The sequence below is a fragment of the Alcanivorax sp. VBW004 genome (assembly GCF_009718865.1).
Taxonomy (GTDB): domain Bacteria; phylum Pseudomonadota; class Gammaproteobacteria; order Pseudomonadales; family Alcanivoracaceae; genus Alcanivorax.
This window is the reverse complement of sequence record NZ_WNHC01000001.1, coordinates 2,034,120-2,051,981: the sequence shown is the minus strand read 5'-3', so window position 1 is coordinate 2,051,981 and position 17,862 is coordinate 2,034,120. Positions and strand designations below refer to the sequence as shown.

18 protein-coding genes are annotated in these 17,862 nt (G+C 56.9%); 9 read left to right on the top strand and 9 right to left on the bottom strand.

Features of this window, described 5'->3' with window-relative positions:
- Window positions 1-87 precede the first annotated feature (87 nt).
- Together F1529_RS09435 and F1529_RS09430 are read left to right on the top strand one after the other, a co-directional pair.
- Window positions 88-882 carry a GGDEF domain-containing protein gene (locus F1529_RS09435; RefSeq protein ID WP_007150492.1) on the top strand — a complete coding sequence of 265 codons (795 nt, stop codon included), beginning with the start codon at window positions 88-90 and terminating at the stop codon, window positions 880-882.
- Between the two features lie 244 nt (window positions 883-1,126).
- A complete protein-coding gene (locus F1529_RS09430) occupies window positions 1,127-2,281 on the top strand; it encodes an OmpA family protein (protein ID WP_007150491.1) in 1,155 nt (384 codons plus the stop codon).
- A gap of 166 nt (window positions 2,282-2,447) precedes the next feature.
- Here F1529_RS09430 and tadA read toward each other — a convergent pair whose 3' ends face one another.
- Window positions 2,448-2,900: a tRNA adenosine(34) deaminase TadA gene (gene tadA / locus F1529_RS09425; protein WP_007150869.1), complete on the bottom strand. Its 453-nt coding sequence runs from the start codon at window positions 2,898-2,900 to the stop codon at window positions 2,448-2,450.
- 179 nt (window positions 2,901-3,079) lie between these two features.
- Here tadA and purT point away from each other — a divergent pair, with 179 nt between their 5' ends.
- Window positions 3,080-4,273 carry a formate-dependent phosphoribosylglycinamide formyltransferase gene (gene purT / locus F1529_RS09420; RefSeq protein WP_155134099.1) on the top strand — a complete coding sequence of 398 codons (1,194 nt, stop codon included), beginning with the start codon at window positions 3,080-3,082 and terminating at the stop codon, window positions 4,271-4,273.
- A gap of 26 nt (window positions 4,274-4,299) precedes the next feature.
- Entirely contained in the window at window positions 4,300-4,695 is a 396-nt protein-coding gene (locus F1529_RS09415) for a TM2 domain-containing protein (RefSeq protein WP_155134096.1), read from the top strand.
- Window positions 4,696-4,807: 112 nt separating this feature from the next.
- Here the strand turns inward: F1529_RS09415 and F1529_RS09410 are convergent, their stop codons facing one another.
- The 3 genes from F1529_RS09410 to F1529_RS09400 form a co-directional block, all read right to left on the bottom strand.
- Window positions 4,808-5,194, bottom strand: coding sequence for a DoxX family protein (locus F1529_RS09410; protein ID WP_063521717.1), 387 nt, complete (start codon window positions 5,192-5,194; stop codon window positions 4,808-4,810).
- 124 nt (window positions 5,195-5,318) lie between these two features.
- The gene (locus tag F1529_RS09405; RefSeq protein WP_155134093.1) at window positions 5,319-5,693 is read right to left on the bottom strand and encodes a hypothetical protein; all 375 of its coding nucleotides are present in this window, start codon (window positions 5,691-5,693) and stop codon (window positions 5,319-5,321) included.
- Between the two features lie 9 nt (window positions 5,694-5,702).
- On the bottom strand, window positions 5,703-6,962 hold the full coding sequence (locus F1529_RS09400) for a hypothetical protein (RefSeq protein WP_155134090.1): 1,260 nt from the start codon (window positions 6,960-6,962) through the stop codon (window positions 5,703-5,705).
- A 280-nt stretch (window positions 6,963-7,242) separates the two neighbouring features.
- On the opposite strand from F1529_RS09400, the gene F1529_RS09395 reads away from it, so the two are divergent.
- Entirely contained in the window at window positions 7,243-8,373 is a 1,131-nt protein-coding gene (locus F1529_RS09395; protein WP_155134087.1) for a hypothetical protein, read from the top strand.
- On the top strand, window positions 8,373-9,263 hold the full coding sequence (locus F1529_RS09390) for a hypothetical protein (RefSeq protein ID WP_155134084.1): 891 nt from the start codon (window positions 8,373-8,375) through the stop codon (window positions 9,261-9,263). Before F1529_RS09395 ends, F1529_RS09390 begins: the two co-directional genes overlap by 1 nt.
- On the opposite strand, the gene F1529_RS09385 is transcribed toward F1529_RS09390, so the two are convergent.
- Window positions 9,264-10,181 (bottom strand): LysR family transcriptional regulator, encoded by a 918-nt coding sequence (locus F1529_RS09385; protein ID WP_007151201.1) that lies wholly within the window; start codon window positions 10,179-10,181, stop codon window positions 9,264-9,266. It abuts the gene before it with no gap.
- The gene (locus F1529_RS09380; protein WP_155134081.1) at window positions 10,181-10,963 is read right to left on the bottom strand and encodes a hypothetical protein; all 783 of its coding nucleotides are present in this window, start codon (window positions 10,961-10,963) and stop codon (window positions 10,181-10,183) included. The genes F1529_RS09385 and F1529_RS09380 overlap by 1 nt, the downstream gene beginning before the upstream one ends.
- A gap of 209 nt (window positions 10,964-11,172) precedes the next feature.
- Here F1529_RS09380 and F1529_RS09375 point away from each other — a divergent pair, with 209 nt between their 5' ends.
- A complete protein-coding gene (locus tag F1529_RS09375) occupies window positions 11,173-12,201 on the top strand; it encodes a medium chain dehydrogenase/reductase family protein (RefSeq protein ID WP_230457750.1) in 1,029 nt (342 codons plus the stop codon).
- A gap of 175 nt (window positions 12,202-12,376) precedes the next feature.
- The gene (locus tag F1529_RS09370; RefSeq protein WP_155134075.1) at window positions 12,377-14,140 is read left to right on the top strand and encodes an Ig-like domain-containing protein; all 1,764 of its coding nucleotides are present in this window, start codon (window positions 12,377-12,379) and stop codon (window positions 14,138-14,140) included.
- A gap of 38 nt (window positions 14,141-14,178) precedes the next feature.
- Here F1529_RS09370 and F1529_RS09365 read toward each other — a convergent pair whose 3' ends face one another.
- A complete protein-coding gene (locus tag F1529_RS09365; protein WP_155134072.1) occupies window positions 14,179-14,499 on the bottom strand; it encodes a thioredoxin family protein in 321 nt (106 codons plus the stop codon).
- 124 nt (window positions 14,500-14,623) lie between these two features.
- On the opposite strand from F1529_RS09365, the gene F1529_RS09360 reads away from it, so the two are divergent.
- Entirely contained in the window at window positions 14,624-15,412 is a 789-nt protein-coding gene (locus F1529_RS09360; RefSeq protein ID WP_370456994.1) for a crotonase/enoyl-CoA hydratase family protein, read from the top strand.
- Between the two features lie 181 nt (window positions 15,413-15,593).
- On the opposite strand, the gene F1529_RS09355 is transcribed toward F1529_RS09360, so the two are convergent.
- Both F1529_RS09355 and F1529_RS09350 read right to left on the bottom strand, forming a co-directional pair.
- Window positions 15,594-17,030 carry a DegQ family serine endoprotease gene (locus F1529_RS09355; protein WP_155134069.1) on the bottom strand — a complete coding sequence of 479 codons (1,437 nt, stop codon included), beginning with the start codon at window positions 17,028-17,030 and terminating at the stop codon, window positions 15,594-15,596.
- Window positions 17,031-17,149: 119 nt separating this feature from the next.
- Window positions 17,150-17,821: a methyltransferase gene (locus F1529_RS09350; RefSeq protein WP_155134066.1), complete on the bottom strand. Its 672-nt coding sequence runs from the start codon at window positions 17,819-17,821 to the stop codon at window positions 17,150-17,152.
- Window positions 17,822-17,862 lie beyond the last annotated feature (41 nt).

Below are 17,862 nucleotides of genomic sequence, written 5' to 3'. Positions count from 1 at the left end.
CCTCCCCTGCCTGCTATTGCACGGCATGCACGCAAACGTGATACTGAGAGGCATAATAATCAGCACGTTTATTGGGGATTACCGAGCATGGCCAAGCTTTTTCATGTGGTAGCGACGTCCGCCAGACTGGTCAGTCGTAGCGACCGCCGTTCCGCCCTGAAAGGCACCGCCGTCATCACCTTGAGCTCCATTCTTGTCTCCCTCGTGCTTACCAGCATCGCCATCATGCTGGTGGGTGAACGCGACTGGCTGTCACCCCTGGTACTTGCCGCCCTGCTCCCTCTGTTACTGGTGGCCCCGCCACTTTATCTATTCAGCTGCCGATTGATCGCACTGGACCGGTACAACCATCAGCTGCAGCAGCTGGCCCGCGAGGATCACCTCACCGGCCTTTTCAACCGCCCCCATCTGCTGGGCATGCTGGAGCGGGAGCTGGCCCTCAGCCAGCGACACAATTACACCGTCTCTATCCTGCTCATTGAAATCGAGGATTTTACCCAGCTGCTGGATAGCTACGGCCGCCACACAGGGGAAAAAGCGCTTCGCCTGTTTGCCGACTGCATTCGTGAAAAAATCCGGGAAAGTGATCTTTTTGGGCGGTTTGATGGGGCCCAGTTCCTGCTGGTACTTCCCCACACCAATTTTGATGATGCCGCCCGCATGGGTGAGGGCCTGAAGGCCCTGGCTGGCAATCTCAAGCTTTCCAGCCCGGGCACTGCCGCACAGCCCGAGGAAGCGGTTACCGTATGCGCCCGTATCGGGGTCGCCAGCACAGAAAACAGTGGACGCAGCCTCAACCCGCTACTTAACGAAGCGGACTACGCGCTTTACCAGAATCGCAACGAAGGACGTGAAAAAACGTCGCCGCCGGCGCTTTCCTGAACAGCCTATCAACCGGCGACGTGACCAGCCTAAGCCCGCCCTAGTATTAAGGGCCCAGCAAACCCTGCCCCGTTAATACTTTCACACTACAACATTACAAAAAAGTGTCTTCCCGCTACCAAATAAATTCCATATTTGTAAATTTTTTTATTAATCTCTGTAGTGAGGATTTACATGGGAGACAGGCTAGCCAACACTGGCACCGTGTTTGATCTGCCTACTGAATAAGACAAGGAAGGAGCTTATGAACGCTAAACGCTTTTTAGCGGCGAGCATTGCTTGCGCATCGGTCACCGCGACCACCACCGTCATTGCTGACGAGATCCCCGAACAGTACTTCTACTTCGGCGGGCACATCAGCGAAAACTGGCTGGATGTGGGCGACCACATTGACCAAAACACCAGCGAAAACGAAGTTACCCTTCCCGGTGCCCAAATGGGTTACCGTTTCAACCGTGACTGGTCTGTTCAAGGTTGGTGGGAGCGTAACAACTCCAACACCGATCTGCTTGGCGACGCGGACATCAACATTGCTCACGGCGCTATCCGCAAACACTTTGCCGGCAACTCCGCATTCGAACCCTACGTGGGTATCGGTGCCGGTGAGTTCCGCACCGAGCCGAACAGCGACAGCTCCAACGATTTCAAAGAAACCATCGGTACGCTGGAAACCGGTTTTCAGACCATGCTGCACCCGCATTTCCTCTTGGACGTGGGCGCTCGTCCTTACTATAGCTTCCGCACCGAACGCTGGGATGCAGAAGTCTATGCAGGCCTGAACTTCATCATTGGCGGTTCCAGCGAGAAAGAAGAGCCGGCGCCGGTTGAAAATGTCGTTTCCGACAGCGACGGCGATGGTGTACCGGACGAGCGTGATCAGTGCGCCAACACCCCGGCAGGCGCTCAAGTGGATGCGACGGGTTGTGAGCTGGACGACGATAACGACAGCATCGTCAACAGCATGGACGAATGTCCCAACACTCCGGCCGGTGCACTGGTTGACGACAAAGGTTGTCAGAAGTACCTGGACAAGGACGTAAAAGAGACCCTGTACGTTGAATTCGGTCACGACAAAGCCGAAGTCCGTCAGACCTCTTACCCGTCTCTGGAAAACCTGGCCGAAGGTATGCGTCAGTACCCGTCCGCCAATCTGGTACTGGAAGGTCACACTGACAGCACCGGTTCTGCGGCTTACAACAAGAAACTGTCCCAGCAGCGTGCAGATGCTGTGAAGACCGTACTTGTTGATCACTACAACGTAAGCGCGGACCGCATCACCACCGTAGGTTACGGCGAAGAGAAGCCCATCGCTGACAACAAGACCAGCGAAGGCCGCGCCGAGAACCGTCGCGTGGAAACCATCATGAAAGCCACCACCAAGGAAGCGCAATTCCAGTAAGGAATCACGCTGACTGAAAAAAGGGCCGGTTTTTACCGGCCCTTTTTTTGTGCCGCGCTGCGGCCGCAACACGGTTCACGCGGGCATGCAACACGCTAAAAACGTGGCAGGCATGCGCGTTGTGGGAACGAAGCCGCTAACCGGTTTCGCTCAATCTCACCTATCGCTACTTTTTCCGGCGTTCAGCAAAAAAACCTTTGAGCAGTAGCGCACTCTCTTCTGCCAACACGCCCCCCTCCACGTCCATCCGATGATTGTAGAAATCCACCGACGGCAGTTGTAGCTGGCTTTCGCACACCCCTGCACGCGGCTCACTGGCGCCATACACAAGCCTGCCGATACGCGCATGAACCATGGCACCAAAACACATGGTGCACGGTTCCAGGGTGACATAGAGCGTACTGCCACTAAGCCGGTAATTACGCTCCGCTTGCGCAGCGCTACGCATGGCCACTATTTCCGCATGGGCGCTGGGGTCGCTGGCGATAATGGGCTGGTTATACCCTTTACCCAGTAACCGATTATCCCGGACAACCAGGGCACCCACCGGCACTTCCCCGTTATCTGCAGCCTGGCGCGCCAGGGCCAGGGCTTGCTGCATCCAGTATTGATCGTCCACCCGCTCTCCTTATCCTGTCTCCATGCCCGCAAAACACACACATGGCATCGCACAGACGAAGTGTACCGCAAGCCCTACCCGCACAGAACGAAGCGTCCCATTCCGGTCGGCGCTGCCCGCCGCTGGCGTAGCCTCTGCTTTTCATTACAATCAGGGCACCGAACATATTGAGAGCTGTTATGACTGTCATTGGCACCCCTTTCACCGACAACGCCACCCGCGTCATGCTGCTGGGCTCCGGCGAGCTGGGCCGCGAAGTCGCCCTGGAATTGATTCGCTATGGCTGCGAGGTCATCGCTGTAGACCGCTACGCCCATGCCCCCGCCATGCAGGTGGCGCAACACAGCCATGTCATCAACATGCTCGATGGCGCCGCCTTGCGGGCACTGGTCGAACAGGAGAAACCGGCACTGATCGTTCCGGAAATCGAGGCCATTGCCACCGATGAACTGGTCAAACTCGAAGAGGAAGGCTATACCGTGGTGCCCACTGCCCGGGCAACCCAATTGACCATGAACCGCGAAGGCATCCGCTGTCTGGCCGCTGAAGAGCTGTCACTGCCTACGTCCCCTTATCGCTTTGCCGATAACGAAGCAGACTATCAACAGGCCGTACGTGAGATCGGGTTTCCCTGCGTGGTGAAACCGGTCATGAGTTCGTCTGGCAAGGGGCAAAGCACGTTAAAGAACGACGACGACGTTCTACCCGCCTGGGAATACGCGCAATCCGGCGGCCGCGCCGGCCAGGGTCGGGTCATCGTGGAAGGCTTTGTGGACTTCGACTACGAAATCACCCTGCTGACGGTTCGCCACAAGGCCGGCAACGAAATAAAGACCAGCTATTGTGCACCCATCGGCCACCGGCAGGAGAACGGCGACTACCAGGAATCCTGGCAACCCCAACCCATGAGCGAAGCCGCCTTGCAGGGCTCCCGCGAGGTGGCGCTGGCGATTACCGATGCCTTGGGCGGCCTGGGTATCTTCGGGGTCGAGTTATTTATCAAAGGCGACCAGGTCTACTTCAGCGAAGTGTCTCCACGCCCCCACGATACCGGCCTGGTGACACTGATTTCCCAGACCCTTTCCGAATTCGCCCTGCATGCCCGGGCTATTCTCGGCCTGCCGGTACCCGCGATCGAACAACGGGGCCCCTCCGCGTCATCCGTGCTACTGGTACAGGGCCAATCAGAGGCCATGCGTTACCGTGGCCTGGACACCGCCCTTGCCGACACGGATACCGAAGTGCGCCTGTTCGGCAAGCCGGACATCAACGGCAGCCGCCGCCTGGGTGTAGCGCTGGCAAAAGCTGACAGCATTGAAGCCGCACGCGATAAGGCAAACACCGCCAGCGCTGCACTCAACGTCGACCTGTAATCCCTACTACCAACAAGGAATCGCACATGCAGAATCAGGACACGCACAGCAAGGTGATCGGTTACTTACTCTGGATTTTCGGGTTTATGGGCGCCCACCGTTTTTACTATGGCCGTCAACTTACCGGCACACTCTGGTTTTTTACTCTCGGGCTGTTCTTTATCGGCTGGATCATCGATCTGTTCCTGATCCCCGGCATGGACGACGCGGCCGACACACGCTATGAAGCCGGTAGCGTCGATTACAATATCGGCTGGATTCTGCTCACCTTTCTCGGCATTTTCGGCATCCACCGCTTCTACATGGGCAAGGTCATCACCGGTATTGTCTACCTGCTGACTGCCGGGCTGTTCGGGCTGGGGATTCTCTATGATTTCTGGACACTGAATGGCCAGATCGCTGAGAAAAACCGTCTGGCCTAAGGCATTTCATGGCCTGATGCCGAAAGCCCGATGCCGGACGAAGAAAAGCACTGACGGAACCGTCTTGTCTTCTAGCGTCCTGCATCGGGCTTGTATGCATACAGCGTATTAATCAGTTCTTCATGGCGTACTTGCCGGCCCCCAGAAAGACCAGCGCGGCAGCGGTGAACAGATAGAACGCCTGCAACTCGATTGCCCAGCCGCCAGTATTACTCAGGCTGAACAGTTCGCCCATATGCGCCAGAACCAGCGCGACCAGCATATTGCCAACAATCAACGCGGCACCAATACGGGTCTGATAACCGATAATCACCATCACCGGCGCAATCACCTCGCCAATGAACACCCCGTAGGCCAGAAACCCAGGCAGGTGGTGTTCCGCCAGCACACCTGCAATCCAGCCAACCCCGGCATGCAGCTTGTGCACGCCATGCAGCAGCAGCATCAAACCCAACGACAGGCGTAAGATCAACTTCCCTATATCCGGATTATTCAGCATGGTCAGGCTCCACCAATTGCGGTTTTAGAAGCAACCATTCTTCCCTTTCTTTCTGAAAAAGAAAAGGCCGCCCAAAGGGCGGCCAAGGTGCTAGCGAAGTGCAACTTTACGCTAGATGGATACGCTAGGTAGGCGTCCCCGTTACGCGATAAATATGGCCATCGTTCATACTGCTGAACAGGGCGTCCTTTATCTTGCGCACAGCATACACCCGCTGCGCCTCGATACTGGCATCCTGGACGCTCTCAGCGATCAGTGCGGCAGCCACCGTACTGTTACCGTTCACGCCATTGATCTGGACCTGCAGGTTCTGTTCGCCGGCCGCAGTGCGGCCCTGAACATCCAGCCTGACCAGCCCCTGATTCACGATAGTACCGGCACCGCGCCAGACATCGGCAAAGTCGATGGCATTAATGGCAAGCCGGGCATCACGCTCCTGGTTTGCATTCATGTTGCCATAGGCATTGCGGACATCGCCCATACGTTCTACCTGTAACATAGTCAGCTCCTAGCGGGGGTTAACCACCCAGTTAGTGCCCAGGCCAATCACCGTGCCCCAGTTACTGCTGGAGGTACAGGTAATGGTTTCGCCATCCACTTTCACCGTGCCTTTATCGCTGTCGGAACCACCAGCGCCACCAAACTCAAACGGTCCGATGAAGAAGCCACCTTCTCCGCGAATGGTTTCAGTCACTTGCTGGGCAAACTCGGAACCGGCATTGATGGTGATGGTTGGGCGATAACCGACGATCATCTGTGACACAATACGTGCCAGGTTGCCGCCCTTGCCAAAGTAATAGGCATCGTCGCCGTTCTTGAAACCTGAATGCCCCGGCATGAACGGACCATTCAGGTAGTTGGCCGGCATGGCCGCGTTGAACCAGTTGCCCGGAGTCACCGTGACGATGGAGACATCTTCAAAGGCAAAGCTGATGTCGTACTGGCTGGAGAAGTGTTCTGTCGACACTTTCTTGTATTCGCCCCCGGCTTCAAAGCCAAAGAAGTCGAACAGCCCGCCCAGTTCTGTTTCACCATAGACGGTGCTGTCTGACCATTGCTTGGTGGAGGAATCCAGAGAGAAGGTTTTGGCAGAGCCAGCGGTAGCGGCTCCACCGAAGTTGTTACCGGTAATCCGGTTAACATAGTCCCAGGGTGTTTCACTGATCTGAAACGCGGATTGATCCTTCACCGAGTTGCCATCCTGGCCCACAACCGTTACCAGGTTATCGTCATAACGCTTGGTCGCCTCACTGATTGGGCCTTTCAGTTTCTGCATGTATTCCGTGTAGTTGCTGTTGGCTTCCTTGAGCTGTGCCTTTGCCTGATTCAACTGCGATGCGGATGCCAGCCCTTCATTAGCCAACCAGTCATCGAATGACTCGGTGCTGCTGGTCTGCTGTTTAAAGTTCTGATAAGCCACATTCACGCTGGACTGGATCTGAAACAGGTTGTGCGAAGCATCCGAGATCTTCTGCTGCAGCGCCTGGCCGGCTTCACCGCCATCGGCCATAAGGAAGTTCAGAAACATGCGGTACTGGTCGCCGAATCCCTGCTTCATGCCATAAGTATTCGGGTCTACCTGCGGGCTGGCGGGCACAATATTGAGAAACTGTACTTGCTGATACGGCAGCGAGCCCATCGGCGGGTTCTTGCCACCCCAGTTCCACGGGGTCGGCCCGGTCAACATTTGCGGTACGCCTTCGATCTTGATCTGATCCTGGAAGGCGGTCATGAATTGTCCCCAAAGCGTTTTCGTCATATCGCTCATAATCATTCTCCTGATGATGTTTTTTATCGGGCATTTCCATGCCTCACGATGTGCCATTTGGCGCAATCAGTATCAGAGCGAAATATCAGCGTTGGGAAATTATGGATGGTGATGAAATCCATCATCACAGATGCATTATCCGCGATGATCACAACCATCATTAACTATAATGAATCGGGGAAAAATTACCGGGTAGGATGGAGACTACCCGGCAACCAGGGAAGCGGTCCACAGCGTACCTTGGGGGGAGCCGGCAATAAAAAGAGAACAAGGACGATTCATGAGCCTCGACGCATCTCTGATACCCGAGACCCTGCTCAACGCGCAACGCATCATGGCGCTACCTGAAAACCCCGATCACCTGCCTGCGGTGGACTGGAAGAACCTGGGCGCTCCGGATAGCCGGATCCCTCATACTGAAACAGCCACAAACCACCAACCCGATTCTCCCTTACCCAAAGCCGACGTGGTCGTGATGACCTGGACCCTGGCAGAGTGGGCCGCCATGAATCAGGTACTCACCAACCGGCGTGATCCACTCACACCGGATCAGTTGCACAGCCATGAATGGCAGGAAGGCTGGCTGTCTTACCAACGCGACTACTACCAGATTTATCAATATATGGTGGATGTTTCCAAGACCTTCCAGGGCGGCGCGCCTTCGTTGTACAACGAAAGCTGGGGCAGCTTCCGCCAGGTCCGCATCGGCGACTTAAACGTCTTGCTGGTCAAATCCGGCATGCACCTGGCCCAGGATGGCAGCCAGCTACCGCTAATACGTTTTGTTGAACAGATCTGCCAAGAAGCCCGGCCCTCATTGCTGTTGTCCATCGGTACTGGCGGCGGCGTACGCAGCGAAGACGCCCTGGGCAGCGCCTTGATTACCAACCAGGCCTATTTCCATTGCCTGAAACACTTTGCCAATGCCCGTTTTAATCACAGCACGGTGACGTCCACCTGGCAGCCAGATAACCGTTATCTGTCCCTGGCCCAGAAAGCAGTACTCCAGACTCGTGGGCCGCAGATCCTGCCCGTGAGCCCACAGTACCCCGCCGGTTCCCACATTGACCCTGACCCGGCCGCCGCTCAACTGAAAGTGGTCACAGAACAACCCATCATCACCACCGACACTTTCCTGTTCGGCACCACCGATAACGGCCTGGAAAAGCTGGGTTGCCTGGTGGAAATGGACGATGCCGTGGTCGGCATGGCATGCCAGCAACAAAAAACCGCTTTCGGCTTTGTGCGCAATGTGTCCGACCCGGTTATCAATGGCGCCCTGCCCGCCTCACTGCAGGACAGCTGGGCCGGTTACATCTACCGGGAGCAGGGCCTCTACACCAGTTACAACGGCGCACTGGCCACCTGGGCCTTGCTGGCCGCCGAAGCTGACCGAAAGGAGAAAGGATAATGAGTACAGCAATTCAATGGTTTTCCGCGTGTGCCCAGGAACAACGGGACCGGGTCACCCTGACGCCACTGGCACCCTTCAGCGGCGAACAGATTCTGGGCAACGCCAGCAGCCTGTGTGCACGTGGCAGCGAGCTGTTCATCAGCCAACACAATGGCATGCTGTCCATGGTTCTGGTGGATGAAAAAACACATACCTTTAGCCCCATTATTGAGCTGGATGCGGAGAAACCATATCAACAACTCAGCCCTTTTATGCTGGGTAACCAACTGCATCTTCTCGCCTACAACGATTCAGACGGTATTTTTGATTTCTTCCGCGTGATGCCCGACCACTTCGCTCACCAATGTCGCTTCCAGAAAACCTACGGTGACATCACCGCCGGATTTAGCACCGTACATGCCTTTGCTTACAGGGATAGCTGCCAGTTCATGGCCTACAATAAAAGCACCGGCACCAGCCGCCTTTATCAACTCACTGTACCTCCCAACACCCCGCTTGGCGTGGACATGACCTGGCAAAAGGAATGGGCAAAAGGCTGGGAGAATTTCAGTTTTTTCACGTTGGGCGGGGAGAATTTTTTCTTCAAGATGAACCCACGCTACAACGCGGTGAACATCGACCATTACATGGACGATCCCTCCCAGGGATCGCACCCGGTGGGCACCAAGCTCCCCTTGTCCATGGACACCACGCAGACCGCTACGGTTGCCCTGCAGGAAGGACCCGGCTTTATTGCCTACGAGACCGGTAACGGCCAGCTCACCGTTAATCGTTTTCACACGGACTGCCAGGGCTGGACCTGTCAGGCCAAACAGGCGGTGAACGCGGGAAGCAGTCGGCTGCTGGTAATCAACAGCACACAGGGGCCATTAATCGCACTGATCTGATCAGTGTGTCATGTCGAAAAACCAGTCGATTACCTGTTCCACCCGGGATGGGTAATCGTGGCCTTTAATAGTGGTGATATAGATATTGTTCATCAGTGGCTTGCCCGTTTCCACGCGATGAAGGGTCCCGTCTTCCAGCTGTGAAGCAACACAATGGCTGGGCAGCACCGCAACTCCCAGGCCGCCCACCACCATATCAATGGCACCGTGAATCGAGTTAATTTCCCCGGCATAGGTCAACGAATAGGCATTCAGGTTACAGCGCTCCGGCAGAGCATGTTTGAGCCAGCGATCATAGTAATACCCTGAGCCTGGATAATTGATAAATGCCTGCTCCAGTATCACGCTTTCGCTGGGCCGTTTGCCGTCAGACGGATCACGGCTTACCAGCACATATTCTTCCTGGCAGAACAGCCGGTATTCCAGCAACGGGTGATCATTTTTTTCCGTCACAAAACCAAAATCGGCCCGGTCATCCAGCACCATCTGCACCACATCCTGGGTGGAGGTAAGGGAAATCTTCAGCTCGATATCCGGGTGTGCAAGACGTCGCTCCAGCAACATGGGAAAGTGCGGCGACATCAGGCAACTGGGCGGCATGGCATAGGACACCAGCCCCACAATCCGGGTTTCCATGGCATGCACTTCATCCATGAACTGCTGGGTGGTGAGCATCTGGTGGCGAATGTACTGGGTCAGCGCATCGCCCGCATCGGTGAGCACCACCTTCTTGCCGATCCGCTTGAACAAGGTGACCCCAATCTGCTCTTCCAGCTTGGCAATATGCTGGCTCACCCCGGATTGTGTCATGTGAGCCCGCGTGGCCGCATGGGTAAAACTGCGCGTTTCTGCTGCTGCCATAAAGGCCTTGAACAGACGCGTGTCCAGCAAGGTGAAATCCCGGTTGGAGAACCCCATCAGCCGGCCTCCTCCGACGGCGCAGACACCGCGAGACGCGTGGCGAACTGCAGATTCAGGCTATCGCCGGCCTGCACATGGAGTCCGGCATAGTGGGCAAAAGGAGACGGTGGCACAGAGCAAGGCACGGATTCACTCAGCAACGCTCGTTCGCCCAGCCCCTCGGCCAGCGGTTGCGGGTTCCCTGTCCAAAGCGACCAACAAACACAGAGATCATCGTCCAGGTACAGGAACACGCCAGACAGCCCAGCGGGCAATACCTCCAGCAAGCCCGTAAAGCGGTTACAGACCGCGCCCCGGAATACCTCTGGCGTCTGCTCTGTACGCACCATCACTTCGCTGATGACCCGCCCGGATTGCCAGCTCTCACCATGGTCCAGCACCTGTATGGCCCCGGTCTGGGAGGGGTCACCGCGAAACTGCGCCGGGAATGCACTGTGGCTCGCCGGCCGGCCCGCCTCTGTACTGAAACTGAAAACCGTACTGTGCAGCGATGCATAGGCGCGCCCGCCACAGCTTTCATGGCACGCCGACTCGTAGGTCGCCTGGTCCGGGTAAAACACCAGGGCGATTTCGTCAGGCACCGCCGCATGGCGGCTGGTCGGTACGATGGAAGGAATATAGGCCTGTAATCCCAACGGCCCCATAAACTGAACCGTGGCCGGAATAAAAATCTGGCCAAGCTGGTCATACAGTGTCTGCCGATGCGGAGCCGGAGCCAGTGTCGGCAAGGCATAGCCCAGCCAGACGCGCACCGCTCGTCCCTGTGGCGACGTTTCCATGTCGTTATTCTCCTTGTTGTCCGCCGGCAATCGGCTGACATAGATCCAAGGTAAAGACTGACATGAAGAAACCTAGGCAACAAGATGAATATGCAACGTATAACTCCCGTTCTGCGGAGGGCTTGAACAGGCCCAGCCCCTGAGCCCCACACGCATTGAGCCCCAGCCTGCGGCACCGCATACTGAACGTTTCACCGTCGGAAACCACCATGCCAAAGGTAACGGTTTGGGAAACGCCCAAGGCAGGCAGCTTGGCCAATCTGGTTCAAAAACAGCGGCCATTGCCTCCTCTGTCCGCCGGGCACCTCCGGGTGCAGGTTCATGCCGTGGGGCTGAATTTTGCAGATATTTTCGCCCTTACCGGTCTTTACTCCGCAACCCCGGAAGGGGCCTTCATTCCCGGGCTGGAATTTGCCGGCACGGTCATCGGCACAGGCTCTGACACCGACAATACCGACAGCGCCTTCCAGATTGGCGACCGGGTGATGGGCGTCACCCGCTTCGGCGGTTATTGCTCCATTATTGATAGTGAACCGGATTACCTGATCCCCCTGCCCGACGACTGGAGCTTCGCTCAGGGCGCCGCCTTCCCGGCCCAGACCCTCACCGCCTGGTATGCTCTGACCACCCTCGGCGCCATCCAGCCGGAGCAGCGTGTGCTGATTCACAGCGCCGCCGGCGGAGTCGGCCTGCAGGCCATGAAACTGGCGACACTGCTGGGCGCCAACCCCATTGGAACGGTGGGCAGCCCCGACAAAGCCGCGATGCTGCAGGAAATGGGTTTTGAGAATGTGCTGGTACGCCAACCGGATTTTTCCCGACAACTCACCGAAACCGGCCACCGTTTCGATCTGGTGCTCGACGCCATCGGCGGCACCGTCCAGCAAGCCAGCTTTGCCGCACTCAAGCCGATGGGGCGTTTGGTGGTTTTCGGCGCTGCGGAATTCACCCCCACCGGCAACCGTCCCAACTACCTCAAAGCCGCCTGGCGCTACCTGCGCCGCCCCCGCTATGACGTTATGGATATGATCAGCAGCAACCGGTCGGTGATGGCCTTCAATCTGATTTGGCTATGGGAACAGAAAGCCAGCATGAAGGCCTTGCTCAGCGAACTACAGACCATTGCCCTGCCCCCACCCCATGTGGGCCATCGCTTTGCCTTCGACGATGCCCAGACGGCATTGGCGCTACTGCAATCGGGGAGATCGGTGGGCAAGGTGGTGCTCGAACGTTTGTGACACCAACAGCGCTGAATTTCTACCCTCTTTAAACTGCCACAACGGTCACACCCTCTGACATTAACGTGATGACCTACAGCATTGTCCGATATATCGCACATTCCCTGCCCTGGCGATTCCTATACTCCTTGTGACACCGGTATCAAACCGGACCAAGACCACACAAGGGGGAACGATGAAACTGACGTTAATGAGCCTTTTTCCTTGCATTCTGGCGCCCGCAGTTGCCACAGCAGGAAGTGCAATTCACCTCAACAGCGAACCAGGGGATTATATTGGAGGCGGGATTACGCAAACTCTCTCTGACAGTACCGGAACCATCAGCCTGGATTACACACAATCCCAGCTGACCCTGGGATACGAAGATACGAACACCGACCTGGACATGGTTTTTTCTTCACCGGACAACCAGGTACTGGAAGAAGAGCACTATTTGAATGCACAACGAAATGCCTTTAAAGGTGCCTTGCGAGCAGGCCTTTCCGTCTCCATGGATCACCGCGGTTGCAACACCATTGACGGTGACTTCTTCATTCATGAACTGGATCTCGCAGCAGCGAATCCGGTCATAGCACTGGACTTCGTACAGTACTGCGGCAATAACGATGCCCCACTGAACGGTAGCATCCGCATCAACTCCACCCTGCCAGAAAATTTACCGCATCCCGTTGCGGTTATTGAGCGCCCCATGCGCCAGCTCATTGACGACACCCATGTAACCCTGTCTGCAGAAAAGTCGTATTCCGATAGCGGTGTTATTGCCGGCTACCAGTGGGAGCAATTGAATGGCCCCGCAATTACGTTGACGAACACGAACAGCGCAACACCATCTTTTACCGTCCCTTCCCTGCCCCTGGATGGCGAAGAACTCACACTAAAACTCACCGTCACTGACAGCCTTGGGAAAAACAATTCCCAAACACTAACGCTTCCACTGGTGAGTAAAAGTGCGCCATTAACCTATATGCAGATTAACAGCCCTGAAGGTGACTATATCGGGCAAGGCAAACAGCTGTACTTCGATGATGCTTTCAGCACCTTCAACTCCAGCATTAATTACGACAATGGCGTGTCCGTACACATTGATGATGGCGATAACTGGCGGGCCGATTTTGCCGCGCCCTACAATGCGGCGTTACAACCTGGCAACTATCAGGCCGAGCGCTTCCCCTTCCAGAGCGATGGCCTTGGTGGACTCAGCATTTCCGGCGACGGCCGAGGGTGCAACACGATTTCAGGTGGCTTTACCGTTCATTCCATTGAACAACAGGAAGACCAGGTCGACAGCTTCATGGCCAGTTTTTCCCAGCACTGTGGAGGCACTCAGAACCCTGCCCTCCTGGGAACCATTGCGCTTAATGCTCGCCACCTCAGCGTCCCGACAGCCAATGCTGGCCCTGGATTCTCAACAGGCCAGAACCAGACGTTCACCCTGCACGGACAATTTTCCTCCGACGACAGCAACATCGCAGAATATCAATGGACACTGGATCAACCTGATATTGATATTACCGGCGCAGACCAGGCCGTGGCACAGTTTGAAACGCCCAACCTTGGTGCCAATGACGATGACATCATCATAACGGCGACGCTGACCGTGACAGATGACGAAGGGTTCAAAGACCAGGACTCCACCACAATCACCGTCTCCTACCAAAACAGTGCCCCCCAAGCCAATAACGACAATCTCTCTATCGGCTATTGGGGCTGGCAGTACCTTAGCCCACTGGAAAACGATACCGATGCGGAAAACAACATCGATCCAGCGTCTCTTGAGATTACACAAGGCCCGAGTCGGGGCTACGTAGAGAATCTTGGAGATGGCCAGCTACGGTATTTTCCCTTCTTCTTTGGCAATAAAACTGACTCGATTACATATCGGGTGAAGGATCAGGCGGGCGCCTGGTCCAACACGGCCATCATCACGCTTAGCCACTAAGTCACACGGCGGGCCCTGCCCCGCCATCTTGCTCGCTTTCAACAGCTGCGAAGAAACTCCTTCAGATCTTTCTCACTCTCCGGCCGGACAATACGCCCGGTTTCTTCACCGTCCCTGATCAGAATCAACGTCGGCCAGAGCTTAACCCGGAAACTACGCCCCAAGGGCCTTCCCGGCCCATCCGCTATTTTTATATGCGGAAGCTCGCGGTGCTCCGCAAGCGCCGCTTCGATATCCGGCTGGGCCGCAATGCAGTAACCACACCAATTGGCGCCGAATTCAAGCAGTCTCAACCCGTCACTCTGATCCAGCTGCTCGCGGGTAATGCTCTCATCTTCGTACTCACGCGCATACGCCATCACCGTCTCCAACAAACTCACCCGCTACCGGCAGACATACCGGCAAGTCTTATGCTTAGATGTTCCCATCTGCAGAGATCCCCACTGTAATGATTCCCCTGTGGCAGACAACCAAGGTGACCTTGTGAGCGACCCGGTTTTAACAGAACAACGCGACGGCCTTTATATCATCACCCTGAACCGCCCGGAAAAACGCAACGCCGTCGACCGGCCCACCGCCGATGCGCTGCGTGCGGCCTTCGACCACTTCGAGCAAGATCCGACTCTGCATGTGGCCATTCTTCATGGCGCTGGCGGTAATTTCTGTGCCGGGGCCGACCTGTCTGCCATGGGCGACCCGGCACTGCGAAATGAGGTGGAAGCCACAGGAACAGGCCCCGGCCCCATGGGGCCGTCGCGCATGCTGTTAAGCAAACCGGTAATCGCCGCCGTATCCGGCTACGCGGTAGCAGGAGGACTGGAACTGGCGCTGTTCTGCGACCTGCGCGTGATGGAGGACACCGCTACCTTTGGCGTGTTTTGCCGGCGCTGGGGTGTGCCTTTGATTGATGGCGGCACCATCCGCCTGCCCCGCCTGATCGGCCATAGCCGCGCCATGGACATGATTCTCACCGGCCGTCCGGTTAACGCGGAAGAAGCCCTGCAGATTGGCCTCGCCAATCGGGTAGCCCCGGAAGGCAAAGCCCTGGACGAAGCCATCATCCTGGCCCGCCAGATCGCCGCCTTCCCACAACGCTGCCTGCGCGCAGACCGGCTATCCGCCTACCAACAATGGGACAAGGACCAGGAAATCGCACTGCGTGACGAAGGAGCCGGAGGGTTCCCGGTAGTGTTTGAAGAAGCCCTGGCCGGCGCAGAACGTTTCGCAAAAGGCGCAGGCCGCCACGGGAGCTTTGAAAAAGATGACACGTAAAGCGGCTTAAAGTAGGTCGAATTAGGCGTAGCCGTAATCCGACAATCGGCTTTATTTCGGGCTACGCAACAACCGTGTCGGCTTACGGCTACGCCTAAGCTGACCTACGAAAACTGGAACGCCCACAAAAAAGCCGGCAATCAATGCCGGCTTTTTTGATACAGCTGGTATGGTTAGTCGATCAACGCACCACCACAAAGAACACGCCGCCGTTGCGGTTAACCCGCAGCAACAGGGCCGCTTCTTTATCGCTCACGGCCTTGCGCAACTCGTCCATGGTGTCCACGTCCTGGCGGTTCACGTTAATGATCACGTCACCGTTACGCAGCCCGGCGCGCCAGGCCGGGGAGCCTCGCTCTACTTCGTCCACCAACACGCCGGCATCGGCATGTTGCAGCTCGCCCTTGCGCAGGTCGCGCAGGTTGGCGCCTTCCAGGAATTTGGAAACGGCCTCACCGCCAGCGGTTTCCCGTGATGACTCACTGATCACAGCGGTGACGTCTTTTTTCTTGCCATCACGCAGGATGCTCAGCTCGACCTTCTCACCCACCGGCGCCATGCCCACCTTGTTACGCAGGTCGGCCGCGCGGTTTACCGGTCGACCGTCCACGGCGGTAACTACATCACCGCTCTTCAGGCCCGCTTTCTCTGCCGCACTGTCTTCCACCACCTGGGTGATCACCACGCCGCGCTGGCGCTCAACACCAAAGGCTTCTGCCAACTCCGCCGTCAGGTCCTGAATGGTGACGCCGAGCATGCCGCGGCGCACTTCACCGTGTTCGATAAGCTGCTGCATCACGTTCTCGGCCATCTCGGTGGGGATGGCAAAGCCGATGCCCACATTGCCACCGGCCGGCGCCAGAATCGCCGTATTGATACCCACCAGCTCACCACGCAGGTTGACCAGTGCACCACCGGAGTTGCCCGGATTAATGGACGCATCGGTCTGGATAAAGCTTTCATAGCCTTCAATGCCCAGGCCTGTGCGACCCAACGCGGAAACGATGCCGCTGGTCACGGTCTGGCCGAGCCCGAAGGGGTTACCAATGGCGACCACAAAATCGCCAACCCGCAGACCGGTGGAATCGGCAATGGCAATTTGGGTAAGTCGGTCCGACTCTTCCAACTTCAGTACCGCCAGATCCACTTCCTCATCCACACCCACCAGTTCCGCCGACAGTTCACGGCCATCAGTAAGGGTGACTTCGATATTGTCCGCGTTCTTGACCACATGGGCGTTGGTCAGCACATAGCCTTCAGCAGCATCCACAATCACCCCGGAGCCGGCACTGGCAGCGCGGCGCTCGGAGGGCCGCTGGCGTTCCGGCATGTCGAAAAAGCGACGAAAGAAAGGATCATTCATCAACGGATTGCGCGCCGCCCGCACCCGGGTTTCGATGGCAATATTCACCACCGCCGGCGAGGTTTTTTCCAGCATGGGCGCCAGCGAGGGAAGCGCGTCCCCTTCTGCCGTGACAGCAGGCAAGGCCGCCTGAACCGGGGAAAAGGCAACGCATAACAGCGTCAGCACCCAGACGACGGGAAGGATTGGTTTTTTTTGCGTAGACAACGTTTTTTCAAACAACGGTTGTTCCTCCTGTTTCAAGGAAAACATCATCGATAAAAGGGATGATGGGCTAAAAGTCCAGTACCGGATGCCACCCAGAAATGCCCGACCCGCAATCGCTGGTACCGGGGATTGGGCGTCACCCACTTTTTTCTGACCAGCGCAAGCGTCTACGGTTCCGAAGCAAACAGACGAACGCCGTTATACTCCCGCGATTCCCCCAGATCCGGCCAGGTACAGGACTGCCATTCCCCCAGCAGCCGGTAGCCCGGAGGGTTCAGGTCCGGTACCCGGGAATCCGCCAGCAGCACGGCGCCGGCAGCCTGAAAGCGGGCCAGTAACGGCAGGTTTTCCCGGTCATAGAGAATATCTGCGGCTGTCACCAGATCGGCTTCTGCCAAGGCGGAGTCCAGATCATTGCTCAGCGCCACCTCGACGCCGTTCTCCCGGGCGTTCATGGCCGTGGCCGTGAGCGCATCCTCGTCCAGATCACAGGCGATGACCCGGTGTGCTCCCGCCATGGCAGCGGCAATGGCCACCACCCCGGAACCCGGCCCCACATCCACCACACAACGGCCGGCCACCTGCTCGGGATTATCCAGTAGATACTGCGCCAGCACCTGCCCCGAAGCCCAGCAGAACGACCAGTATGGCGGCTCTTCCATGATCGCGTTGACGATTTCCGGGTCCAGCGCCTGCTCCGGAAACAACTCATCCAGCAGCCACAGGCGCAGGGCCGGCGTTTGTGGCAATGCCTGGCACGACAGGGACACCGCCGGTAATACGCGGTGGAGCCGTTCGTGCAAGGCGTTGAGGCCTACTTTTTCCTGTTCTGTTGTCATACTCTAGGGCCTTCATTTTCCTATCCGAAATCGTCGAAGAG